Raw genomic sequence first — 25,287 nt, forward strand, 5'->3', positions numbered from 1 at the left:
AATAAAATTTTTGACCTCAAAAAGATAGCGCAAATGGCTAAAATAATGACTTCAATCAAATTATCACGCGAAGTTGGGGATTTTTTAACTAATGCCTAGTCAGCGGTGATCCCTTTGGTTAATATTGTCGCTAAATTAATGTTCAATAAATAACCATGCTGCCGCCGTTCCACACCCGTCACTACCTTATTTTGTTTCCCCTGTTGGCGACGCTGCTGTCATTGACCGCGTGTGACGACGCCGACATGAGTATAGTCAAAGATGGGCCGCTCACCCATTGTTGTGATTACCACCCCTTGCATATCGAGCCATTTTACTTCGCCCTAAGTGCCGAGCGTGTCCATCCTGAGTCGTCGTTTTCTGTTTCTTTGCACATGCCATCCGATACGCAGATACAGGGCGCAAAGATGCAGGGAATCACCATGTATATGGGCACTATCCCGGTGCTTTTTAAGCAAATAGACGAGCAGTTGTGGCAGGCCGATATCATGGTTGGCGCCTGCTCCGAACCTAACATGCTCTGGCACTTAAGTGTCAATGTGAGCCATAACGGACAAGCACAAACCCTTACGTATCCCATTAACGTTACCCACCCGTAACACGCCCAGTGGACGGCCTCGTTCTATCCCAGTAATTCAACGGCAAAGCTCATTTCCGGCTGATACTTAGGTCTCGGTGCTGTTTCGCCGCGCCCGTTTGAATATTCTGTTTGCATATAAATTCACCGATAGTTGGTTGGATTATAATCGCCAGCCATTATTGTTTTTTCAGCAAGTCAAAAACTGGTGGCGCTAAGCTATTAATTTAACCCGTATATTTTAAATGCATGAATAACGGCCTGTGTATAACTTGTAAATTTTCGATTAAGCAAACCCCGGCACCTCTGATTACATTGAGTTACAAAGTCACCGCATATAGTTTCAGGTATCAAAAATTGTTATTTGCCAAGGTGCTTAGTTCGCATTTTTAAAGGCTTATAGGCGTAAACATTTATAACAAGTGGTTACATGCTTTTATGGGAAAACTCGGGGTATTTTGTGTTGTTTGATATGCGTACTTTCATTCAGTTTTCGTTCAGTTAATTAAACCTAAGTTGCTCGGCGTTGTGCAGTAAATTCATAAAAATATGAACTGCATAGCCACCCAAAACGGGTAAAAATTCAACAAGTAGGGTTTAATATGAAAAAGACACAACTAGGGCTAGCTGTTGTTGCAGCTTTGCCTATGTTCTCAAGTGTTCAAGCAATTGCTGCGGATTCTTCAGCCGACGCAATTGAAAAGATTCAAGTAACGGGCTCTCGCATCAAGCGTACCGACATGGAAACTGCGTCGCCAGTAACCTTGATCGGTGCCAACGATATTAAAGCCATGGGTGCGACCAGCATCGATAGCGTATTACAAAAAATGACTGCTGCCAGCGGTGCCATGACTAACCCTGCCGTGAACAACGGCTCAGGTGGTAACGCACGCGTTGATCTACGTGGTTTAGGTGCTCAGCGTACGCTAGTACTTGTAAACGGTCGTCGTATGATCAACTCAGGTACAGGTGCTGCGTCTACTGTTGACCTTAACACCATCCCTGTTTCTATGATCAAGCAGGTTGAAGTACTAAAAGACGGTGCTTCTGCTGTTTACGGTACCGATGCGGTAGCCGGCGTAGTTAACATCATCCTTAAAGATGACTTTGAAGGTCTGGACATGAACCTAAGCGGTGCAATCACCGGTGAAGGCGATGCCGATGAGACTTCATTCGACATCACTATGGGTTCTAGCTTCGACCGCGGTAACGTGGTTATCGGTCTTCAGTACACCGACCGTGGCGATGCTTCTCAGGCTGACCGTGATTTCTCTGATTGTCCAATCGAAGAAGATTACGATAACGGCAGCTTCTACTGTGGCGGTTCTTCTTACACGCCTTTCGGTCACGTTTGGGCTGAAAATGCCAGTTTACAAGGCCAAGCTGACGGTGAATGGCACGACTACGACGGTACTAAAGATGCATACAACTACTCGGCATCTAGCTACCTATACACGCCAATGCGTCGTCTTAACCTAACGGGTGTGGGTAACTTTGAGCTAACAGACACTACGCGTCTAGTTTCAGAGTTCACTTACTCTAAGCGTTGGTCAGATCAGCAAATGGCACCTCAGCCAGTATGGTTCGACTTTACTTATGACGCTGAAAATATGGGTGATTCTCTAGTTTCACACGGTGTTGCCGACGGTGAAGAGATCTCTTACGGTCGTCGTATGACTGACGTTGGTCCTCGTGGTTACGAGCAGGTTGTTGATACTGTACGTGCCGTAGTTGGCCTAAACGGTGAATTCGACAACGGTTGGGGCTGGGATACATCAGTTGTATTCGGTCGTAACGACTCGGTTGACCGCGCAACTAACCTACTAAACATGGGTTCAATCCAAGACGCTATCGTTGAAGGCGACTTCAACCCATTAGATCAAACTGACTGGTCTGGTGACAACTTACAACAGTACAACTACACCGAAAACAACTCGGGCGGTAGCCAGCTATTGGTTATTTCTGCGGGCCTTAACGGTGAAGTAATGGAACTTCCTGCTGGTTACGTAGGTTTCGCTGCGGGTATCGAGCGTCGTGAAGAAAAAGCCTGGTATGTGCCAGACTCACTAACTTCACAAGGTCTTGCTAATGACCCACGTGTTGAGCCTACCGGCGGTCGTTTCGATGTAAACGAAGCTTATGTTGAATTCGCCGTGCCGCTAGTTGCCGATGCAGCATTTGCTGACAGCATCGACCTAAGTGCAGCCGTTCGTGCATTCGACTACAGCACCTTCGGTTCTGACGAGACGTGGAAGCTAGGTCTAACTTATCGTGTAAACGATGAACTAATGCTTCGTGCGGTACGTTCAACAGCTTTCCGTGCTCCTACCGTATCTGAGCTATACCAAGGTAAATCACCTTCATTCGAACAGGTTAAGTTCCCAGGTGCACAAGACCAGGCTGAAGTAACTGTAGGTGGTAACGACCAATTGACTCCAGAAGAAGCTGATACGCTAACTGCTGGTTTCGTATACGCGCCTTCATGGTTAGACGGTTTCTCAATGACCGTTGACTACTTCGACATTGAAATTGAAAACGCGATTTCAAGCGTAAACGACCAGTACATTGTTGAGTACTGTCTAGACAAGAACACAGGTGGTTACATCAACACAGGTTCGGCTCTATGTCAGTCTGCAGACATCAACTTCAACCAAAGCACTGGCCGCATCAGCTTCAACAACCAGCTACAAAACATCGGTGCTGAGCAAACTAAAGGCTACGATGTTAACTTCAAGTACGCGTTTGACGCCCTTGATCTAGCATGGCGTACAGGCCTGGATATCACTATCCTTGACGAATACATCGTTGACTCAGGTACAAGCAGCATCGACTATGTAGGTCTAGTAACTTCTAGCCTAGGCAGCTACGCTGAGTACAAGACTAACTTCACGCTAAATGTTGCTGGCGACAACTGGGACGCACAGTATCAAGCACGTATGATCGACGGTCTTGACAGCTACTCATGTCTTGCCGATGACGCTGAGTGTCTAGTACCAAGCGTTGGCACCGTGGTTTACCATGACATCAGCGGTTCATACATCATCAACGACACTGTGTCGCTTTCTGGTGGTGTAAACAACTTGTTTGATAAGCAAGCGCCTTACTACTCAGGCAACAACGATTCTAACACTGACCCGTACACGTATGACGTACTAGGTCGTCGCTTCTTCGCGAGTGTGAACGTTAAGTTCTAATTGGCTTTAAGCCTTAGCATTAAAATGCCTATCAGCGTGCTGATGGGCATTTTTTTTATCCATGAAAAATAGGTTATACTTTTATTATCAATACAATAGGGGGCTTAGCCTTTGCACGAAATCGCTACACTCAAACTTGATGAAGGCTTGCGTCTGGCGCTTGGGCAATCATTGCTACCTAAATCCCACACCCGTATCGAGTTGTATTTTTGTATCCCCAATGAAATGGGTATTAATCCCAACACTCTGGGGGAAGAAAGCTTCTACTATAACCATATTAAAAGTCATTTGGCTTATAATGCCAGCGGTATACATTTACCCTTAGTTCGTAGCCGCTACGTAAGTAAAGTGCGTGGTGATGAGCAGGAATACCGGCAAAATCTTAACCTATATTGCTATCAGGTACGTCTGGCAGTGGATACTGATATTTCTGAAGCGCTGAGTATTACTGAGGCGGACGAATTTTATATACGGGCATTAGCATTAAAACAAGAAACCGAGCGGCTGTTAAAACGTTTGCGCCGTTACAAGCCGAAAGAGAAGAAACTGTTATCTTTCTATCACAACGCGGATAACTTTCTCAGTTGGTATATTGAGCAAGGGCTTTTAAGGTTACTCGACAAGGCGCCAAAAACCACCGACTTCGGTTTGGAGCGTTCGCAATTACTACAATTTTGCCAAGATGAGAACGAGCACCGTCAAAATGCCCGCTATAATTCCTCATCAACCTTGGAAGATCCCAACCGTCTCGCCAATAAGATGCTGTTATTACAGCGTTTAATTGAACATGGTGTGGTCTTGAAAAGAGAGACGAAGAACCTGAATACGTTGTTGAAAAGGATGGTTAAAGGTCTGGTAACTGCGGTGATCATGGCTTTTGTGATGGTACTCGTACTCAATACGCGAACCAGTTTTACTCAGGTTACCGTTGGTCTAGTGGCTTTATTGGGAGCCATTTATGGTTTACGGGAGATATTTAAAGAAGATATTACCCATTTTTTATGGCGGCGTATTATTCGTGGTCGCGCCAAGTGGCTTAATATATTTTATAACACTACTACTCGGTCTCGAGTTGGCAAACAAAAGGTGTGGTTGGAATATATTAGGCCTAAGCGTATACCCAAGGATGTTGCGGCTATATTTTCTAAACGACGTCAGCAGAATAAGCAGGCTGCACAATGGCTATATATGCAGTTTGAAAACCAGGTTATGGTTAATGCGTTTTTACCTGGCTACGACGCATTAAATCAAACTACGAGTATAAGCTTGGCACCCATGGTGCGTTATTTACGTAAAGGGGAAGGGAAGCTATATGAATATACAGGTAAAAAAATACGTAAGCATGTGGTTGAGCGGCGTTATCAGATTAATCTGGTATTAGTAAGCCACAGCAGCGCTGGCGATAAACAGGCCCAGCGCTATAAGATCACTTTGAATCGTTCCGCGGTCGTGGCCTTAGAGCCCATAGGTGAAGTACAGCATAGTTAGATTAGTTAGTGGTGTCGTTGACCACGTCATCGATCTTGCTGGAGTCGATATATTTTTCCAGTCCAGCGATGGACTGCGTGACCTCAGGGCTGGCAAACAATTCCTGACCCGCTACCTGGCCAAGCACTTCAAAACTGCCTTGGATGGCATATGGCCCTTCGTAACGAATGGCATCTCTAGTTTGCACCTTGCATGACTTGGTTAACAAGCGCATAAATAACCCGGCGGTAAGCTTGTTGGCTGTTTCCATTTGTTGCCCTGTCACGTTAGAGATGTCTTGTACCGCAGGGTGGGCAGAGGCGGCGGCAAACATCCATTGTACTAATTGGGTTCTATCTTGAGGGCTGGTTGATTTAACCAAACATTTTGCCAGGTCATCGGTATAAATACCGGCAATGGAGTGACTTGATAGCAGTAGGGTGGCACAGGCGCCAACCAGGCTTATTTTTTTCATGGCAATATCCTTATTCCATTAATGAGAGTAGATTGTCGGGGTGGCAACGCCACCCCATCTCGATTACAAACCTTTTTCAGAATAAAGAGTTACTTTATCCGATACCAGGGTAACTTGAATGTTTTTGCTTTCTGAACCCCAGATGCAGTTGGTGTGTAGGGCTTTGTCTTCACAGGCAGACGGGCTGCCTAAAAGCGCTTCTACTTCTGCGCGGTCCATACCGACCTTGATTTGCTCGTAGTTTTCCAAGGTTACTTTAGAACAAGCAGTTAGGGTTAAACCCGCGGCGATAGCTAAAAGAAGCGATTTTTTCATGTTATTTTCCTTATCACTAATTAGTGATTAAAACGTCTAATTTGCACCAGCATGCCAATTTGCGGGTGATCGAAGTAATGGATTTCGCCAGAAATAACGCGACGAAATTGTGAAAACTCACCACTGACCGAGGTGTCGGTGTCGCCTAAGGCGCGGGTCACCAGGTTAGAGGTGATGTAAAGATAATGGTTTAGGTGCACCTTTAAAAAGCCATCCAATTGCCACTGCGGTTCGTAGTGCGTGCTTGGTGCTAATAATAGACCATCTTGTGCCATCTGTTCGGGTAGCTCGCTCAAGGTCGCCACCTGCTCACCACCGAAAAGGCGAAAACGCGGCGCCGAGCGTTTAGATTGACCGGCAAAACGCCAGCCGGTATGCACAAGAACCCGTTTGCCTTTACGGTTGAGGGCCTGGCGCTGCTCGTCAAATTGCAGTTGCTCGGGCGCAAGCACATAAGGACTGGCGGTATGGTCTTGCGCCTCGGCCTTGGGTACCTTGGGCAAGCGCTGCAGGTTCACCAAGTCGGCGGCATTGTAGTCACAACTAGCGCCCGACGCTTGCCCTTGCAGAGCAAACACATCGTTGGCTCTTGTTGGCGGGCTTATTTCGCCATTAGCACACTGGCCGTTTAGGGTATACAGGTAGGCTGGGGTCAGCAGGTCGTTGTCGTATTGATACTGGCTCAGATCGAGCTCCTCGTTACGCAGCGTTTCCGTACTTTGGGTCTGGCCTTGGTCAAAGACCAGTACCTCGATTTCAAACCAACGACCATCGGCGTAACTCGGGACACTGAGCATTGCCAGCAACGTGATTAACATTATTCTTATCATTAACTTCCTACCTTGGCTTCAAATTCGGTGATCATCGCCGTAATTAACTTAAGTCGCTCTTTGGCATTGGCTTCACTGATCATAAAGCGTAACCGATTCGCGCCTTCCATTCTATAGTGTTTTGGATCTGCTTGAATTAAACCAATAATAAAGCCCGGGCTCACCTTGGTGTGTTGGCTAAATTCAAAGTAACCGCCCTTAGGGTTGGCTTCAACCTTGGTTATTCCTATTGCACCGGCACGTTGTTTTAGCTCCTGCAGGGCGAATAAGTGTTTGGTGGCGTCGGGCAGCAGGCCAAAGCGGTCAATAAGCTCCACCTTAAGCTCGTCCAGAGTTTCCGTATCACCGGCACTGGCAATGCGTTTATACAAGCCCAAGCGCAGATTCACATCGCCTATGTAGTCGTTGGGGAGCAGCGCAGGCAGCTTGAGATCCACTTCGGTGTGGGATTTAAGCAGCTTATCTAAAGTGGGCTCCTGGCCATTTTTTAACGCTTCAACGGCCTGTTCCAGCATTTCCATATACATGCTAAAGCCAATGGTTTGAATTTGCCCGCTTTGCTCATCGCCAAGCAGCTCACCGGCGCCACGAATCTCCAGGTCATGGGTTGCCAGGGTAAAGCCGGCGCCCAGGTCTTCCAGCGAGGCGATGGCCTCAAGACGTTTTTGTGCATCTTTAGACATGGCTTTGGGCGGTGGCGTTAACAAATAGGCATAGGCCTGGTGATGGCTGCGGCCCACACGACCACGTAGCTGATGCAATTGCGCCAGGCCGAGGCGATCGGCTCTGTCCATAATAATGGTGTTGGCGCTGGGGATATCGATACCGGTTTCTATGATGGTGGTACAGACCAGCACGTTGAAGCGTTGATGGTAGAAATCGCTCATCAGCGATTCCAGTTCGCGTTCGCGCATTTGCCCGTGGGCCACCGCAACCGAGGCTTCAGGAACGATAGCACGGATATCTTCTGCGGTGCGCTCTATGGTTTCAACATTATTGTGCAGGAAGTAAACCTGACCACCGCGCTTAATTTCCCGCAAAATCGCTTCGCGGATCATCTCATCGTCGCGTTGACGGACAAAGGTTTTTACCGCCAAGCGTTTTGCCGGCGGGGTGGCGATGATGGATAAATCTCGCATGCCACTCATGGCCATATTAAGGGTGCGCGGAATTGGGGTGGCGGTCAGGGTAAGAATATCGACATCGGCACGCAGCGCCTTGATTTTTTCTTTATGACGTACACCAAAGCGGTGCTCTTCGTCCACCACCAAAAGGCCTAAATCGGCAAAGTCGATGTTTTCCTGCAGCAGTTTATGAGTACCGATCACGATATCCACCTGGCCCTCTTTAATCTTGGCCAGGGTGGCATTTTGTTCCTTGGTGGATTTAAAGCGCGATAGTATGTCCACAGTCACAGGGAAGTCGGCAAAGCGATCGCGAAAGTTCTCAAAATGCTGCTGTGCCAACAGGGTGGTGGGAACCAGCACCGCCACCTGCTTACCATCGGCCACGGCAACATAGGCGGCGCGCATGGCGACCTCGGTTTTACCGAAGCCGACATCACCACATACCAGACGGTCCATGGCGTTTTTACTTTGCATATCATGAAGCACCGCGCTGATGGCGTTTTGTTGATCTTCGGTTTCTTCGAACACAAAGTTATCGCTGAACTGGCGATAGCCGGCCTCGTCGAGGGCAAATTTATAGCCTGGCTTGGCCTGGCGCTTGGCATAGATATCGAGCAGTTCGGCGGCAACATCGCGAACCTTTTCGGCTGCGCGTTTTTTGGCCTTTTCCCAGGCGTCGGAACCCAGTTTGTGTAATGGCGCACTGGCTTCTTCACCACCGGAGTAGCGACTGAGCATATGCAAGGCCGCAACCGGCACATAAAGCTTAGCCTCATTGGCATACATAATGGTCACAAATTCGGTGGCCACGCCCGCAGCATCCAGGGTTTCCAGGCCGATATAGCGGCCCACACCATGGTCCAGATGCACTATGGGCTGGCCTTCTTTAAGTTCGGCGAGGTTGCGAATGAGCGCATCACTGCTGACCTGATGCTTATGCTTACGGCGACGACGTTGGGAGACACGAATGCCAAGCAATTCTTGCTCTGTGATCAGGCTGACGCGGCCGTTGTGATTCAGCACCACACTTTGTTCAAATGGTGCCACGATCAGGGTGATATCCGCATCGCTCGCCAACGCTGCGTCAAGGTTGTCGCAGGGCGTGATTTTTAACCCACTTGGTTTTAGCAGGGTCAACAGCGCTTCACGGCGACCATCGGACTCCACGCTTAAAACGATGCGGCCCTTGTTTTGCTTCTCTGCCAAGGCATAGTCCACAAAGGCGCCATAGGGGGGCTGCTTGGCATGGTCGATACGTACTTCGGGCAGCGGCTCGGTGCCTAGGTTAAAGTGCCCGGCGCGCAGGGGCAGGCTTGCCTGGGAAAGCTCGATGCGCGGATACTGTTTAAAGCGGCTGTTAAGTTCTTCAAGGGGCAGATATAAACGTTGCGGCTCTAGTAAGGGGCGCAGTGGGTCAACCTTGCGGCTGTTATAGCGGCTGTGGACATCCGCTAAGAAACGCTCTGCACCGTGCTGAATATCACCCATATGCATAAACACCGCCTGCTCGGGCAGGTAATCGAACAGGGTATCAAGCTGATTGAAAAACAGCGGTAAATAATATTCTACCCCCGGTGGCAATGCGCCCTTGGAGACCTGCATATACACAGAATCCTGTTCGGCACTGGCGCCAAAGGCTTCACGGTATTGAATACGAAAACGCTCAATATCCGCGTCCGTGGTGCCAAACTCATGGGCCGGGAGCAGGTTGATGGCCTTGATCTGCTCGGTAGAGCGTTGCGTGTCGACATCGAAATGACTCATGCTGTCAATTTCATCATCAAATAAATCAAAGCGAACCGGTGCATTTTGGCCCATGGCGAAGAGGTCGACGACCGAGCCACGCACGGCAAATTCGCCATGCGCCATCACCTGTTGGGTGTGAAGATAGCCGGCATCGTCAAGCTGCTTGCGCAGCTTGTCGATATTCAGGGTGTCACCGACGCGATAGACGATGGCGTTGCCATAGATAAATTGTTTGGGCGCCGAGCGCAGCATCAGGGTCGACACCGGCACGATGAGCACACCCTGGTGCGAGTCGCGCAGACGACTCAAGGTGCTTAAGCGGGTGGAGACGATATCCTGATGCGGCGAGAAGTGATCATAAGGCAGGGTTTCCCAGTCGGGAAACACCATAACCTGATCGCGAGGCAGTAGCGCATGGAGTTCGTGCTCAAGTTTAAGTGCCGTGGGCGTATCCGGGGTGATCAGCACCACCAGTTGCGGGTGTTGCTTTACCGCTTCGCCGACACTCAGGGTCAGGGCGCTGCCGCTTAACTGACCCCATTTGATTTTATCTTGTTGCGTTTTTACCCAAGGCAATTCGATGAACTGCGCTAACTGCATGGAAATCTCCGTTTTAGTCGCGATAAAGTTTGGTTAGGTCGCCATAATGATCGATACGGCGGTCACGTAGATAAGGCCAGATACGGCGCACATTCTCGCCACGGGCAAGATCCAGGTTGGCGCTCAAAACCTCGGCCTGGTCATCGCTGGCGGTGGCTAAAAACTCACCCTGAGGTCCGGCGATAAAGGAGTGACCCCAAAATTGGATACCAGCGCTGTGACCGGTAGGATCGGCTTCAAAACCGGTGCGGTTGGCACTGATCACATATACGCCGTTGGCCACCGCGTGGGCGCGTTGAGAAATGACCCAGGCATCTTGCTGACGTTTTTGCTCTTCGGCATCGTCGTTCGGATCCCAGCCGATGGCGGTCGGGTAAATCAGGATTTCCGCTCCCTTAGTGGCCATTAGACGTGCGGCTTCAGGGAACCACTGATCCCAGCACACCAATACGCCCAGGGTGCCCACCGAGGTTTTAATGGGTTCAAAACCCAGATCGCCCGGCGTAAAGTAAAACTTCTCGTAAAAACCCGGGTCATCCGGGATGTGCATCTTGCGGTATTTACCGGCAATGCTGCCGTCACACTCAAGCACCACCGCGGTATTGTGATACAGACCGGCGGCACGGCGCTCGAACAAGGAAGCAACAATGACTATGTTCAGCTCTTTGGCCAGTGCGCCCAGGGTATCCGTACTTGGACCTGGAATGGTTTCGGCGAGATCAAACTGGTTTACATCTTCGCTCTGGCAAAAATATAAGCCGGTGTGCAGCTCTTGCAACACCACTAGCTTGGCGCCCTTGGCGGCGGCCTCGCGGATCCCGGCGATGGAGTTAGTGAGGTTAAAGTCGCGGTCTGCGGTGTTTTGCTGCTGTACTAATGCCACAGATAGAGGCGCAACGGCTAAGTTCGAAGAGGACATTATTTATTCTCCAAAAAACCATGGGGCAACTGCATGGTAATACAGTGCAGGCTGCCAAATTGTTCAATCAGGGCGCAGCAGTCTACGCCAATTACTTCACGTCCCGGATAGGCCTTGGCTATTTGTGCCAGTGCCACCTGATCATGGCTATCATTGTAGGTTGGTACCAAGACAGCATCATTAATAATCAGGTAGTTGGCGTAGGTGGCCGGTAGGCGCTCGCCTTCGCTGTTATACACGGCTTTGGGCCAGGGCAGGGCAATTAATTCGTAGGCGTCATCGTTAAGGCCACGCAGGGCCACCAGTTCTTCGGCCATTTTGCCAAGCTCGTCATAATGCTCGTCTTGCGGGTCGTCGCAGCGCACATACACCAGAGTATTGTTCGGGGCAAAACGCACCAGGGTGTCGATATGGGAGTCGGTGTCATCCCCGGCCAGGTAACCATGGTCCAGCCAAAGAATCTTTTTAGCGCCAAGCAACTCGGATAATGCAGCGTCGATTTGCTCTGCACTCATGCTGGCATTACGATTTTTATTGTGCACACAGGCGCGGGTGCTCAGCAGTACGCCCTGTTCATTGATTTCAATGGCGCCGCCTTCGAGGATAAAATCGCTTTGCTCGGTACGCACGTTTTGATTGAGCGCCTGTGCAAACAGCTGACCATTTATGGCGTTGTCTTTATCGGCTTCATACTTACCGCCCCAAGCGGTGAATTGGCAATCGATGGCCTTAAGCTGCTGTCCGTCGCTTAGGGTCAGCGGACCATGATCCCGGGCCCAGGTGTCGTTACAGGGGGCATCAACAAAGTTTACCTGCGTCAGGTCTACACCCTGTTCGCTTAGGGCGCTGTGAATATGGGCTTTGAGTTCGGCATTGTCGGCGACGATCAGCAGGCGTTGGCGCTCGCTGATATGCTTGCTTAATTCAAGATAAACCTGCTCGACGGCAGATAGGTTGGCCGCCCAGTCGGTGTCTTGATGGGGCCAGGTGAGCATTACCGCATCCTGAGGATGCCACTCGGGAAGTAAACTAAAGGTCATTGCTGTCAATCACTGAAAAACAAGCCGCTAGTTTAGCATTTATAGCTTGAATGTCAGCTAAATATGCAGCTTTCAAGGCGGATTGGCGGCAATTTTTGCCGCCTGCTACCAAGTGCAGCCAAAGTATTTAGTGTTGTTGCTGGTTACGCTTTTTGAGCTGTCGGGTTTGCGCGTGCAAACTGGCTCTGACCAACAACTCCCGGTCTTGTTCACGAACCAGGGTGAAGAGGATTTGATGCATAAAGCCTTCCTCGTTGCTACTGACATCAATCACCTCGCCATAGCAATAAATGGCCGCGGCTTCATGCTCTAAAAACAGTTTGCAGCGAAAGCATTGACCGCGCTCAAGCGCCGACTCGCGCCACAGGGTAAAGCCGGAGCCGCCATAACTGTGGGCGCGCTCACTGGGATGTTCGGCATTTTCCTGCATCAGGATATGACTAAGGATGAGATCGATTTTGCGCGATTGTAAGGATAAATACTGGGCCAGTTCGCTGGCGGTTTCGCTCAGTAACCGCAGTGGTCGCAGCGCACTTTGTTCCAGAGTGCTCACCTCATTGGCCAGGCGAAACAAGGGCGGGATATCGTGCTCAAGGGCGTCGGTGTCGTTGGGGACTTGCTTCGGCTCTATGGCTTCAATCACCACATCAATACTTTCTTGTACTTGAAAAAATTCGGCAAACAACTCGCCTTTACTAGTAGCCATATTTATCTCTTAACACGCTGATTTTCCAATAGTAGCGGGCATTACAACAATTTTAAAGCGGGATTTTTGCGAGCACAGAGAAAAGGCGCCGCAGGCGCCTTTGTGTGAGTTGATTAAACCAAACCTTCTTTGGTATCTATTTGTTCTTTTTTATGTTGGCTGGCGATTTCATCCGCGAGTTCCTGGCGTGAGCGGCGCTCACCGAGGCGACGCTGTGTCAGCCAATAGAAAAACAGAGGCACAAAGAACACCGCCAGGAAGGTGGCCGCCATCATACCGCCCATCACCCCGGTACCAACACTGTGACGGGCACCGGCACCGGCTCCAGAGCTCAACACCAGCGGCACTACGCCGAGGATAAAGGCCATGGAGGTCATAATGATGGGGCGAAAACGCAGTCGTGCTGCCTCAAGAGCGGCGGCAGCGGCACTCCACCCCTGCTGATGCTTAAGCAGGGCGTACTCAACGATCAGAATGGCGTTTTTACCGGCCAGGCCGAGCAGGGTAACCAGGCCTATCTGGAAATACACATCATTGGTTAAGCCCGCTATCCAAATGGAAATCAGCGCGCCAAAGGTACCAAAGGGCAGGGCCAGCATAACTGACAGAGGCAAAGACCAACGCTCATAGAGCGCCGCGAGGATCAAAAATACCATGATCACCGCAAGACCCAGCGCCAATCCGGTCGTACCCGAACTGCGTTTTTCCTGAAAGGCGGTGCCGGTCCAGTCATAGCTCATATCCGCAGGCAATACCTGGGCGGCAATACGCTCGATTTCGGCGATGGCCTGACCCGAGCTGTAACCTGGTGCCGCCTCGCCCAGCAGTTTGACCGCTGGTAGGTTGTTGTAGCGACTCAGGCTATCAGGGCCGCGGCTAAACTCCATGGTGGTAAAGGCCGACATGGGCACCATCTCACCGGAGCTGCTTTTAACGTAAATACGGCCTATGTCTTGGGGCTGCATGCGATATTGGGCCTCCGCCGACATCAATACCTGCCAGGCGCGGCCAAACTTATTGAAGTCGTTAACATAGTAGGTTCCCAGCGTACCGGCCAGGGTATTAAAGGCTTCATTGATATTGACGCCCATGGCACGGGCCTGTTCGCGGTCAATATCCACCTTCAATTGCGGTGCGTCTGGACGCCACAGGGTTTGCACGCCGCCGACAATGGGGCTTTTTTGCGCCTCACTCATTACCAGTTGCATCGCCTGCTGCAACTTCTCTGGACCACCGGCTCCCTTATTTTGAATATAAAACTCAAAACCACCTGTGGACCCCAAACCGAATATCGCCGGCGGGTTAAATGCCAGGACCAAAGCCTCGTTAATATGAGCGGTCTTACCAAACAGCTCAGCGACCAGGGCCTTGGTGTCGACGTCACGCTCATCCCAGTGGGTTTGGGTGACGAACATGGTTGCGGCATTGTTTTTAAAACCGCCGCCGATAAAGTCAAAGCCGGTAAATGAGGCAATATTTTCGTTCGCCGGGTTCGACTGCACTGCGGCTATCACCTCGTCGACTACGGCGGAGGTGCGCTCTAACGAGGCGCCATCGGGTAGAAATACCGCGACGATATAAAAGCCCTGATCTTCATCGGGGACCAGTGAACTGGGCGTTTTTTGCCAGATACTGACGGTGGCTGTGACCATGGCTATCATAAGCACTAAACCCAGCAGGCCACGGCGCACCATAAAGCCGACGGCGCCGACGTATTTATGGGTAATGGCACTAAAGAACTTATTAAACCAGACAAAGAAGCCCGCGGTTTGCTTGTGTTCGTGTTTCAGAATAAGCACGCACAGCGCCGGTGTCATGGTTAAAGCCACAACACCAGAGAGGCTGACGGCAATAGAAATGGTAATGGCAAACTGGCGGAACAACTCACCTGTTAGCCCGCCGAGGAAGGCGATGGGCACAAACACCGAACACAACACCAGGACTATGGCCACCACCGGGCCAGAGACTTCGCCCATGGCTTTAATGGCCGCGTCACGGGCACTGACATGCTCTTCGTGCATAATGCGCTCAACATTCTCCAACACCACTATGGCATCGTCGACGACGATACCGATAGAAAGCACCATGCCGAACAGGGTCAGGGTATTGATGGAGTAACCCAACATATACATGCCGGCAAAGGTGCCAAGCAGGGAGACCGGAACCGCCAGTGTCGGAATCAGGGTGGCGCGCCAGTTCTGTAAGAACAGATACACCACCAGGAACACCAGGATCATGGCCTCAATCAGGGTCTTCAATACCTCGCGGATTGAAACCTCAACAAAGCGGGTGGTGTCATAGGAGACCACGTGTTCAAGGCCCGCCGGGAACTGGGGTTTAAATTCGGCCATCACCGCCCCCACTTCTTGGGCTACTTCCAGGGCATTGGCGCCGGGCTGTAGAAATATCCCCATCAGCACCGCTTCTTTGCCGTTAAAGCTACCTTCAAAGTTATAGTCCTTGGCACCGAGCTCAACCCGGGCTACGTCTTTTAGGCGCAGCGAGCTGCCATCGGCATTGGCGCGCAGGATAATGTTTTCAAATTCTTTTGGCTCCGACATGCGCCCCCGAGCGGTGACACTGTAGACCAAAGATTGTGGTTCAACATGGGTGGGTGTGGCACCTATGTTACCGGCGGCATATTGAGAGTTTTGCTCACGAATGGCGGTGGTGATTTCGTTCACCGTCACGCCAAGTTGGCTCATTAAGTCCGGGCGTAACCAGATGCGCATGGCATAATCCTTGGCACCGAATATTTGCACATTGGTGGTGCCGGGGATGCGCTTGATGCGATCCAGTATATTCAAGGTCACATAGTTCGAGGTCCACAGCGCCGAGCGACTGCCATCGGGGGAATAAAAAGCATGGACCTGCAAAAAGCTGGATGAGCCTTTTTGTACCACCACGCCCTGGCGACGGGTTTCCTCGGGTAAACGCGCTTCCACCTGTTTAACGCGGTTGTTTACGTCCACCGCGGCCTGATCGGCATCGGTGCCGATTTCAAAGGTCACTTCTATGGTGGTGGTGCCGGCACTGGTGGACGTCGATGCCATATACATCATGCCCTCAACGCCGGTGATGGCGTTTTCTATGGGGGCGGCCACGGTTTGCTCCAGCACCTGGGCGGCGGCACCCGGATAACTGGCGGTCACCTGCACTACGGGAGGCGCAATTTCCGGGTATTGAGCCACCGGCAGGGCACGCATGGCGGCAAGACCCGCAAGGACGATGACAATGGAGATGACAAAGGCGAAGATCGGCCTATCGATAAAATATCGAGAAAACATAATGCCGTTATCCTTGCTCGTTGGTGATGCTAACCGGCATGCCCGGGAAGAAGATACGGGCCATGCCTTCAACGATGACTTTGTCGCCGCTGCTCAGACCGCTGCGAATAATCCATAGATTTTCAATCTGGTCTCCGTCTTTATGACGATACCATTCGCCTACTTCAACGGGAGCGGGACGGGCAATGGTGGCTCCTTGTTCATTGGTGGCGGCCAGGTAGACGAATTTGCCGGTGCCGTTATCGAGTACTGCTTGTTGAGGCACGGCAAAGGTGCCTTTATGCTCTGCGCCGAGCAACTCGACCTGCACGAACTGACCTGGGCGAAGACTAAAGTCCGGGTTGGCGACGATGGCCTGAAATTCCGAGGTGCCGGTATTGGCGTTAATGCGCACATCGGTAAAGTTTACCGTGCCCATATGCTCATACAGGCTGCCGTCTTGTAATTTTAACTGGGTTTGCCATTGGCCATCGGCGGGCAAGGTTAGTTCGCCGCGTTTTTGTGCCTGGCGCATCATCAGTTGTTCACGCTCGGACAAGCCAAAGCGCACCCGCACCGGGTCGAGTGCGGTGATCTGCGTGAGTAATACCTCTGGGCCGGAAACATAGGTGCCTTCGGACACCTGCTCACGACCCATGATGCCGTTAACCGGGGCCTTCACTTGGGCATAGTCCAGGTTGAGCTTGGCTTCACGCAGTTGCACTTCGCTGGCATTGAGATCCGCCTCGGCGATATCGACGCTGGAACGGGCATTGTCATAATCGCGCTGTGACACCGATTTATCTTCGCGCAGCTTTGCCAGTCGCTTACTTTCTCTTTGTGCCTGCTCTAACCGTGCCTTGGCGGCGACTACGGCGGCATGGGCCTGTTCATAGGCGAGCTGATAGGGCGCCAGGTCTATGGTGAAGAGTGATTGCCCGGCACTGACCTTTTGTCCTTCTGAGAAATTACGCGACTCAAGCACGCCACTGACCCGGGCGCGAATTTCAACCTCTTTGGAACCCGATACTGTGGCTGGCAGTGAGATCACATAGGGTGCATCTATGGGGGTGACAGCCAGTACTTCAACCTGTGCCGGAGGCATGGTCTGCTGTTGTTGTTGTGCGCCTTGCTCACAGGCACTTAACAAGAAGCTGGCAGTGAGCGCCAAAGACGCAGAGCGGGCGAAAGAATTAACTAGGTTGCATCGCATAAGATAAGCGTTTCCCTGTGCAAGTTAAATGAAATTTAAGTGCCGCCGAGGCGGAATACTTGGCATCTTTAGGCTGTTATCAAATGGCAAACACACCCTTTTAAACAAAGCGTAGCGTCCATTCTGAAAAGAATGAATTCACTTTGATAAGTGTAATTAATGTAACCCAATGGTCACCAAGTAAACGAAAGTGTATACTTTTTTTTAATTTAGGTATACTTTTTAGTTTACCAACTATCTTCTTGGTGCAGTTTAGTTATACTGCCGAGCGTTGACATAAGGGGCAGCACATGAGTAGTACAAAACAACAAGCAGTGATCGGCGCAGCCATTGCCTTGTTTGCCCAACGCGGGCTGGCGGGCACGACGATGGAAGCGGTGGCCACTAAGGCCAAGGTATCTAAGCGAACGCTATACAAATACTACAGCAACAAAGAACAACTTTTTGATGGCGTTGTCGATTTGTTGATTGAGCGCATTCGCCCGCTACAAGATAATCCCTTCTGCACGCAAACGCCTATTAAAGAGCAGTTGCAGAAGTTAGCCGATGTTGCCCTGAGGTTGACCCAGGACAAAGACTACCTGACCCTGTCACGCATTATTTTGATCGAATCACTGCGCTCGAAAAAGCGCGCCGCCATGCTCGATGAGCGCTTTAAGCCTTGTGAGCGGGGGATTAAGGAGTGGTTCGAGGAGGCCGACAGCAAAGGTGCGCTCAGGGACATTGCCCCCGACACCGCCGCCGTGGTGTTTTTTGGCGGCCTCAAAGAGCTGGCATTTTGGGAGCAGTTGATCGCCTGGAAACCTCCGGTCGATAAAGCAAAGCTAGATGCCCTGGTCGAGCTTTGTAGCAAGATGTTTGTTCAGCCGCCGTTGAAATAATCCGGCGTACCGTGCGCCTCTATGCCTTCACTGAGGTGCTTGAGGGCTACGGCATACACGGCATCGCGAAAGTCCATACCATTTTGTTCCACCAGATCGTTGGCGCGTGTAAAGGCGCGCTGCATTACCTGACTCAATTCTCTGCTGACCTTTTCCCTTTGCCAGCGCTGTCCACAGCGGTTTTGCACCCATTCAAAGTAGCTCACCGTAACACCGCCGGCATTGGCAAGAATATCGGGGATCACAATTATTCCCTTGTCTTTTAAAATGGCATCGGCATCGCTGGTCACCGGGCCGTTGGCAATTTCAACGATATAACGAGCATTGATAGCCGCGGCATTGTCGGTGGTGATAACGCCATCAAGAGCCGCGGGTATAAGGATGTCGACGTCACTTTCCAATAATTGGGCGTTACTAATACGTTCATGCGCTTGGGCCTCGCATACCGAGCCTTCACAGTACACGGCCTTGAGCTCCTTATGCTGTTGCTTTTGCCGATAAACGCTGTCTATATTCAGCCCCTCCTGGCGATAGATGGCCCCTTGCGAGTCACTTACCGCGACCACTTTATAACCGTCATCGGCGAGCAAGCGCGCCACGTGGTAGCCGCCACTGCCAAACCCTTGCACGGCGACACGAGTTTCTTCGGGAACAAGTTTATCGCGTTTTTCCAACTCCTTGATGCACAGATAGGCGCCTCGCCCGGTGGCATCGTCACGTCCTAAGCTACCGCCTAAAGCTATGGGCTTGCCGGTGATCACTGCCGGATTCTTTACCCGAGTGATTTTTTCGTATTCATCCATCATCCAGCCCATAATCAAGGCGTTGGTATAAACGTCCGGCGCCGGGATATCGCGCTCCGGACCAATAAAGTCGGCCATGGCGCGCACATAGGAGCGCGACAATCGCTCAAGTTCAAAGGGAGAGAGGATTTTAGGGTCGACACAGACGCCGCCCTTGGCGCCACCAAAGGGGATACCGACTACCGCACACTTGAGGGTCATCCACAGCGCCAAGGCCTGTACTTCATCGGCGTTGACCTGAGGGTGAAAGCGGATCCCGCCCTTGGTGGGACCGAGCACATTATTGTGTTGGCAACGATAGCCCGGGAAGTAGTGAATATGGCCGTTATCCATGCGCACCTCAACATTGACATGCAACATGGCGTTGGCGTGACTTAATGCACTGATCACCTGATTGGAACATTGGGTGAGTGCGCCGATACGCTGTAAGCGTGCTACCGCATCGTTAAATACCCGATTCGCCATATAATCCCCCCTTGGTGTGATTTCTTTTTTTAATTTGTGCGATTTTTATCGCCACCGGTTTGATTTGTCTTGTTTTGCCCATACCTAAGAGTAGGTTGTCCTTTGCTGAAATAACAACTGAGCGGGGCAATATGATGATTTGTGGGTGAGCTTATTGTGCGTGCGTTTTTGATAATCTGGGTGGCAGCGGTCACACTCGTTTTGGCGAGTGCGCTTGGTGCTGGGCAGTTTTCGCAGCAGAGTTACTCACCTGCACCAACGGCACTGTGTGTCGCGCAGCAAGTGCAAAGTACTGTCCCTTGTATCACCTCGGCGTTTGGTATGGATATGGATGCCAAGCAGCATCAAGCGCCCACGTCTCATCCGGTACAACTGCCCCAGCGAGCCATGGGCTCGCACCCGAGTTACTTTTTACATCCCGAGCAGCAACCCTTGTATCTGCTCGCCTACACCCTGGCGCAACAAGACGAGCCTAGTCGCCTGGATAAGATCAGGTTGACGCCAAGGACCGACTTACCCTGGTATATGCATACGTGTCTACCCAACAGTGGCTTGCTTGACAACTGCAAGGCCGCCAATCTCACCTATCGCAGCCGTCTGCTGTACCACTCTCTGCCTGGTTAGCGGCTCGGCTAACGACCCGCTTAACAACCCATTTAGCGGCTGGAACAAGTATCCAGCAAACGTTTAATTCCTTGTTTACAGACCTGTTTAGGCCGCGTCTGCTGACGAGGAAGGCAAATTTTTACGCTTGTTATGACAAGTGTAAGGTAGAGATTATGAATAATAAAAACAACTCGTTATGGCGAGCTAAGCGTGGCATGGGCGTATTTACCACCCTTGCCCTCATTGTGATATTGGCACTGAGTGCCTTACCCAATTTATACCCCAATACCAAGGTGATTTCTGTCAAGAATCCAGAGGGAGCGCTGGCCTTGGTTCAGGTCGAACGCTTGCTCGAGAGCCAAGGTTTCCCTGTACAAGGTGGCCACTTTGACACCCAGGCACAGAGGTTATTGTTGACCCTGGAAAAACCGAATAACAGCGCCGCGGCGGCCGGGGTATTGCGACAACACTTAGCGGACGCCGACGTCAAGGTGCAAACACAAGCGACCACACCGAGCTGGATGCAAAGTCTAGGCTTAGCGCCGATGAAACTGGGATTGGATTTAGGGGGCGGCGTGCTTTTTGTCCTGCAAGTCGATACCGACCAAGCTATGGCGCAGCGTATTAAATCCATTGCAGCGGATGCCAATACTCTTAGGCGCACCCATGGAGTGCGAGGCGTGAGCATAGACACTGGGGATCATGCCCTGGTGCTGCGCTCCCCACTGCGTTCGGCGGCTCAGGGCGAGCAATTACAAGAGCAGCTGCAGCAGCTGTATCCACAATTGCATGTTACGCGCGAGCAAAAGGGGGATTTTGTCTATTACACACTGCATTACCCCGCGGCCCAACAGCAGCTTTTCGCCCGTGAGGATATGGCTCAGGCTCTGGCCACCTTGCGCAAGCGCATTGAGGAGCTGGGGATCACCGAGGCTGTGGTGCAGCGTCAGGGCGAGCAGGGCATTCGCATTGAGTTGCCCGGCGTCCAAGACCCGGCCGAGGCCAAACGTATCATAGGTGCTACCGCTCAGCTCTCATTTCACGGCTTGCAGGAGCAAGGTGGCAAGCGGGTGTTAACCCAAGAGGGAGACCGAGTGGCCATCGATGCCAAGGCCATATTTACCGGCAATGATATTACCGGAGCACAGGCCGGACGCGATGAGTGGGGCCAAGCCATGGTGCAGTTGCAGCTCTCATCCCAGGGCGGCGATAAAATTAATCGCTTCTCGCGCGCCCATATCGGTGAGCCCATGGCCACCTTGTACAGCGAGTATGTGCAAGGCGCCGATGACAATGTGCATAAACGTGAGGAGGTGATCTCAATTGCCACCATCAATGAAGCCTTGGGAACGCGTTTTAGTATTACCGGTCTGGGTTCCTGGCAGCGGGCGCAGGATCTCGCCCTGGTGCTGCGTTCCGGTTCTTTGGAAGCGCCGATCCGCATCATCAAGGAACAAACCATGAGTCCGAGCCTGGGCGAGCAAAATATCAATAATGGCCTTAATGCCTTATTGCTTGGCTTTGCGTTGACCCTGGGATTTATGCTGTTTTGGTATCGCCGATTAGGTGTGGTGGCGAACCTGGCGTTGATGGTTAATGTCGTCAGTTTACTTGGGCTGATGTCCTTGTTGCCCGGGGTGGTGTTAACGCTGCCGGGGATCGCCGGCTTGGTCCTAACCATAGGCATGGCGGTTGACACCAATGTCATCATCTTTGAGCGCATCAAGGAGGAGCTACGCCTGGGGCGCACTCGCTTGCAGGCACTGCAGCGAGGTTATCAACACGCCATGAGCAGTATTATCGATGCTAATCTCACCACCTTTATCAGCGCCTTGGTGCTGGTGGGGGTGGGTTATGGTCCGGTCAAAGGCTTTGCCATTACCTTGGCCCTGGGTATTGCCACCAGCGTCTTTAGCGGTGTACTGGTATCCAAATATCTTTCCTATTTGTTGTTTAACTGGGCGAAAGAACCGGCTAAGCACCCGACCAAGGAGTTCCATCATGGCGAGTAATTTTAAATCCGTGCGCAAATTTGGCCTGTGGTTGAGTGTTGTGCTTATGGTATTGAGCCTGTTGATCATCACCATTAAGGGCGTACCCTTGGGGCAGGATTTTACCGGCGGTTACGTCAGTGAATTTAGTCTGCCTCAGTACGTCGCCCAAGAGCAGTTAAACCAAGTGCTCGGCAGCTATATTGATGGACCATTTCGCTTAACCGAGCGGGGCCTGGGGCAATGGTCGGTATTTCAAACGCCCGAGGCGGGACGCGCTAGCGGCGATTGGCTGGCGAGCTGGTCGGTGCACAGCGGTGCAACCGTGCTCGATAACAGCTTCTTGGGTGCCGCCGCCGGCGATGAGTTGGTAGAGCAGGGAATGATGGCTCTGTTATTTGCTACCCTGGCGGTGATGCTTTATCTCCTTGGTCGTTTTGAATGGCGCTTAAGCGTGGCGGCAACCCTCGCCTTGGCTCATGATGTGATTATCACCCTGTCGCTGTTGGCCTTGTTTGAGGTGGAATTTACCTTAACCGTGCTGGCGGCTATTTTGGCGATAATCGGTTACTCCCTTAATGACTCCATCGTCATAGGCGATAAGGTGCGCGAGATAGTGCGCGCTAAACCCGAGCAAAATGTGTCCAGAAGCGTGAATGAGGCCATTTTTGCCTCCATGAGCCGAACCTTGATCACCTCCTTGACTACCTTAACCACCATTATCAGTATCTGGATGATGGCGGGGGCGCCGCTGCGTGGTTTTGCCATCACCTTGTTCATTGGCGTCCTGGTGGGTACCTGGTCGTCGGTATTTATCAGTGCCACCTTGCCCCAAAGCCTAGGGTTAAGCAGTGATAATTACCTGCAAAAGGACAGTGAGGAGGTCAAAAGGCAATTGGCTGAGCCTTAAGCAGGTTTAAAAAAGGGGAGCCTAGGCTCCCCATCTTATTTTTGAATTAGTCGCTGCTACGCCCCAGCATACGACTTAAGGTTTTATCTTTATCGATAAAATGGTGTTTTATGGCCGCGGCAATATGCACAAGTAGGGTCACAAGCAACACCCAGGCAGCTGGTCCATGAATATCGTGCCCAAGGTTACCCATCCATTCGATTTTTTCACTTTGGGGATAGAGCTCGAAACCAAAAATCGCTGCACCATGGCCGCCGCCTATGCTCATCATTAACCCGGAAATGGGCATCAACAAGGTGCCTATTAGCAGCACCATATGCACGGTTTTGGCGGCCATTTCCTGTATCCTGCTCAGCTCGGCGACATGAGAAATTTCGCCTTCTTTGAGGCGCCATAGCAAGCGGGCAAAGGCAAAACAGAGCACGGTAATGCCAAAGGATTTATGCAGCGCCAGCAGCTCAAGCTTTTCATCTCCCTTAGGCAGCTCCTCAACATAGAGACCAAATGCCAACACGCCGATAAATAACAAGCCGGTTAGCCAGTGCAACACTATGGTAGGGGTAGAGAGTTTATTATCCATATTTAAGTCTCTGAGTTAGCGATACTAAAAACCCAGTATGGGCGAAAATTGTCTCATTTTCGATGGCGCTGAGCGTAAAGAAGTGCAAATTTCACACAAAACAGGATGTGGATCATGTTTTTACTCCTACACCGGGGGTGCTAATTTACGCCGGTGGGACCAAATAAGCGAATGGCCAGCATAAAGGTAAGGGCCATAAATAATGTGGAGATCATCGAGACCACGATGGGAATGGCGATCAGTTGCCACAGCTTAAGTATCAGTACCCTTCTTAGGACGAAGGCAAAGAGTATCACCGAGACGATAAGTGTGGCGGGCTCGATAAGGCCGACAAGGTCGATAATCCAGCCACACATAAGTTGAATGACTAAAAAGCTGATGCTGAGCACCAGGGCCCTTTTATTGGTCTCTTCTTTTACCCGTAAGTACGCGAGCACAAAGCGAAAGCCAATAAAGGTTCCGGTAAAAAACGTAATTAAAAAAAGTGGCTGAAACAATGAATTGGTCACCCTGGCGGCTCGCTAAACTGGCTTAGATTAAGGATAGACAACAAAAGCGAGTTTATTGCCATCGCAATCGCGTACATAAGCGGCATAAAAGCCATCACCGTATTGCGGCCTATATCCGGGGGCGCCGACGTCGCTGCCACCTTTTTCCAGCGCCATTTTATGCAAGGCAACGACTTGCTCCGGTGATTGCACCCTAAAGGCCGTCATCGTGCCGTTGCCTGGACCGGCTGGCTTGCCATCGAATGGATAGCCTATAAAAAAGCGCGGTACCGACTCATCCTCGGCAAGGCCGTAAGAGACACAGTTCTCCTCTTGCCAGCATATTTCCATGCCCATCTGTGAAAACAGGGGACCGTAGAAGTCTTTAGCCGAAGGTAAATCGCTCACTCCAATCATGGTATAGGCAATCATTTATTCTCTCCTGTTGATGGATGGATACTAAAGCGTAGTGACTTAGGGGCAATAGAATGAGTATATGCAAGGTACTGAATTTATTGTAGAGAATCATGACTAAGCCGTTGTGCTGGCCGTCATTAGGGATAAATTTACCGACGTTTCACCGAGAATAATCCATGCTATAGGGGCGGTAGTAAACGAAGCCGCTAGAAAGTCACTCTAAAATTCGCAAGGAACAAGCTGGCTTTGGGCGGCCCCTAACACACAATGCAAAGGTGCCGCGCGGGCACCAAGGAGAATAAAAATGAGTTATGTTGATGGTTTTGTCTGTGCGGTGCCAACGGAAAAACGAGAAGAATATCGCCAACACGCGAAAATAGCCGCCGGGTTGTTGAAAAAGTTTGGCGCCGAGCGCGTGGTGGAAACCTGGGGGCACGATGTACCCGAAGGCAAGGTGACATCTTTTCCCATGGCGGTGCAATGCAAAGATGATGAGACCGTGGTGTTTTCCTGGATCCGGTGGCCGTCAAAAGAAGTGCGTGATCAGGGCTGGGCAGAATTTATGCAGGACCCTACCTGTCAGGAGCAATTAAATCCCATGCCCTTTGGTGGTAAGCGAATGATTTACGGTGGTTTTGAAATATTGGTTGACGAATAATTCCATTTTTACC

The 25,287-nt window shown here is 51.1% G+C and carries 21 protein-coding genes; 8 read left to right on the forward strand and 13 right to left on the reverse strand.

From position 1 onward, the window contains the following. The first annotated feature begins 155 nt into the window (after positions 1-155). From C2M29_RS16590 to C2M29_RS09605, 3 genes are all read left to right on the forward strand, one after another. A complete protein-coding gene (locus tag C2M29_RS16590) occupies positions 156-599 on the forward strand; it encodes a hypothetical protein (RefSeq protein ID WP_158684700.1) in 444 nt (147 codons plus the stop codon). Positions 600-1,179: 580 nt separating this feature from the next. Then, positions 1,180-3,771 carry a TonB-dependent receptor plug domain-containing protein gene (locus C2M29_RS09600; protein WP_105189575.1) on the forward strand — a complete coding sequence of 864 codons (2,592 nt, stop codon included), beginning with the start codon at positions 1,180-1,182 and terminating at the stop codon, positions 3,769-3,771. A 111-nt stretch (positions 3,772-3,882) separates the two neighbouring features. Further along, positions 3,883-5,259 (forward strand): hypothetical protein, encoded by a 1,377-nt coding sequence (locus C2M29_RS09605; protein ID WP_442792548.1) that lies wholly within the window; start codon positions 3,883-3,885, stop codon positions 5,257-5,259. A 1-nt stretch (position 5,260) separates the two neighbouring features. Here C2M29_RS09605 and C2M29_RS09610 read toward each other — a convergent pair whose 3' ends face one another. From C2M29_RS09610 to C2M29_RS09650, 9 genes are all read right to left on the reverse strand, one after another. Continuing rightward, complete coding sequence (locus tag C2M29_RS09610; protein ID WP_105189576.1) at positions 5,261-5,713, reverse strand: hypothetical protein; 453 nt, start codon at positions 5,711-5,713, stop codon at positions 5,261-5,263. Between the two features lie 63 nt (positions 5,714-5,776). Next, complete coding sequence (gene bamE / locus C2M29_RS09615; protein ID WP_105189577.1) at positions 5,777-6,028, reverse strand: outer membrane protein assembly factor BamE domain-containing protein; 252 nt, start codon at positions 6,026-6,028, stop codon at positions 5,777-5,779. 20 nt (positions 6,029-6,048) lie between these two features. Further along, entirely contained in the window at positions 6,049-6,846 is a 798-nt protein-coding gene (locus C2M29_RS09620; protein WP_158684701.1) for a CsiV family protein, read from the reverse strand. 11 nt (positions 6,847-6,857) lie between these two features. Then, positions 6,858-10,331: a transcription-repair coupling factor gene (mfd, locus tag C2M29_RS09625; RefSeq protein WP_105189579.1), complete on the reverse strand. Its 3,474-nt coding sequence runs from the start codon at positions 10,329-10,331 to the stop codon at positions 6,858-6,860. Positions 10,332-10,344: 13 nt separating this feature from the next. Then, positions 10,345-11,250, reverse strand: coding sequence for a carbon-nitrogen hydrolase (locus C2M29_RS09630; protein ID WP_105189580.1), 906 nt, complete (start codon positions 11,248-11,250; stop codon positions 10,345-10,347). Beyond that, positions 11,250-12,290 (reverse strand): agmatine deiminase family protein, encoded by a 1,041-nt coding sequence (locus C2M29_RS09635; RefSeq protein ID WP_105189581.1) that lies wholly within the window; start codon positions 12,288-12,290, stop codon positions 11,250-11,252. Before C2M29_RS09635 ends, C2M29_RS09630 begins: the two co-directional genes overlap by 1 nt. 127 nt (positions 12,291-12,417) lie before the next feature. Then, complete coding sequence (locus C2M29_RS09640) at positions 12,418-12,996, reverse strand: PilZ domain-containing protein (protein WP_105189582.1); 579 nt, start codon at positions 12,994-12,996, stop codon at positions 12,418-12,420. 113 nt (positions 12,997-13,109) lie between these two features. Next, positions 13,110-16,283, reverse strand: a complete 3,174-nt coding sequence (locus tag C2M29_RS09645) for an efflux RND transporter permease subunit (protein WP_105189583.1) — start codon at positions 16,281-16,283, stop codon at positions 13,110-13,112. A 7-nt stretch (positions 16,284-16,290) separates the two neighbouring features. Beyond that, the gene (locus C2M29_RS09650) at positions 16,291-17,475 is read right to left on the reverse strand and encodes an efflux RND transporter periplasmic adaptor subunit (protein WP_105189584.1); all 1,185 of its coding nucleotides are present in this window, start codon (positions 17,473-17,475) and stop codon (positions 16,291-16,293) included. Positions 17,476-17,765: 290 nt separating this feature from the next. On the opposite strand from C2M29_RS09650, the gene C2M29_RS09655 reads away from it, so the two are divergent. Continuing rightward, complete coding sequence (locus C2M29_RS09655) at positions 17,766-18,356, forward strand: TetR/AcrR family transcriptional regulator (RefSeq protein ID WP_105189585.1); 591 nt, start codon at positions 17,766-17,768, stop codon at positions 18,354-18,356. On the opposite strand, the gene C2M29_RS09660 is transcribed toward C2M29_RS09655, so the two are convergent. Beyond that, positions 18,338-19,624 (reverse strand): Glu/Leu/Phe/Val family dehydrogenase, encoded by a 1,287-nt coding sequence (locus C2M29_RS09660; protein ID WP_105189586.1) that lies wholly within the window; start codon positions 19,622-19,624, stop codon positions 18,338-18,340. The genes C2M29_RS09655 and C2M29_RS09660 overlap by 19 nt on opposite strands. Before the next feature lie 141 nt (positions 19,625-19,765). Between C2M29_RS09660 and C2M29_RS09665 the strand changes: the two genes are divergently transcribed. The 3 genes from C2M29_RS09665 (at position 19,766) to secF (ending at position 23,131) form a co-directional block, all read left to right on the forward strand. Next, the gene (locus C2M29_RS09665) at positions 19,766-20,248 is read left to right on the forward strand and encodes a hypothetical protein (RefSeq protein ID WP_105189587.1); all 483 of its coding nucleotides are present in this window, start codon (positions 19,766-19,768) and stop codon (positions 20,246-20,248) included. A 155-nt stretch (positions 20,249-20,403) separates the two neighbouring features. Further along, on the forward strand, positions 20,404-22,242 hold the full coding sequence (gene secD, locus C2M29_RS09670; protein ID WP_105189588.1) for a protein translocase subunit SecD: 1,839 nt from the start codon (positions 20,404-20,406) through the stop codon (positions 22,240-22,242). Continuing rightward, the gene (secF, locus tag C2M29_RS09675; RefSeq protein ID WP_105189589.1) at positions 22,232-23,131 is read left to right on the forward strand and encodes a protein translocase subunit SecF; all 900 of its coding nucleotides are present in this window, start codon (positions 22,232-22,234) and stop codon (positions 23,129-23,131) included. The genes secD and secF overlap by 11 nt, the downstream gene beginning before the upstream one ends. 46 nt (positions 23,132-23,177) lie before the next feature. Here secF and C2M29_RS09680 read toward each other — a convergent pair whose 3' ends face one another. The 3 genes from C2M29_RS09680 to C2M29_RS09690 form a co-directional block, all read right to left on the reverse strand. Then, complete coding sequence (locus C2M29_RS09680; protein ID WP_105189590.1) at positions 23,178-23,711, reverse strand: cytochrome b; 534 nt, start codon at positions 23,709-23,711, stop codon at positions 23,178-23,180. A 140-nt stretch (positions 23,712-23,851) separates the two neighbouring features. Next, the gene (locus tag C2M29_RS09685) at positions 23,852-24,208 is read right to left on the reverse strand and encodes a hypothetical protein (protein WP_158684702.1); all 357 of its coding nucleotides are present in this window, start codon (positions 24,206-24,208) and stop codon (positions 23,852-23,854) included. Positions 24,209-24,247: 39 nt separating this feature from the next. Then, a complete protein-coding gene (locus C2M29_RS09690; protein WP_105189592.1) occupies positions 24,248-24,631 on the reverse strand; it encodes a VOC family protein in 384 nt (127 codons plus the stop codon). 289 nt (positions 24,632-24,920) lie between these two features. Here C2M29_RS09690 and C2M29_RS09695 point away from each other — a divergent pair, with 289 nt between their 5' ends. After that, on the forward strand, positions 24,921-25,274 hold the full coding sequence (locus tag C2M29_RS09695) for a DUF1428 domain-containing protein (RefSeq protein ID WP_105189593.1): 354 nt from the start codon (positions 24,921-24,923) through the stop codon (positions 25,272-25,274). Positions 25,275-25,287: the final 13 nt, after the last annotated feature.

Origin of the sequence: Pseudoalteromonas sp. T1lg48, assembly GCF_002964785.1 — a bacterium.
In the GTDB taxonomy this organism is placed as follows: domain Bacteria; phylum Pseudomonadota; class Gammaproteobacteria; order Enterobacterales; family Alteromonadaceae; genus Pseudoalteromonas.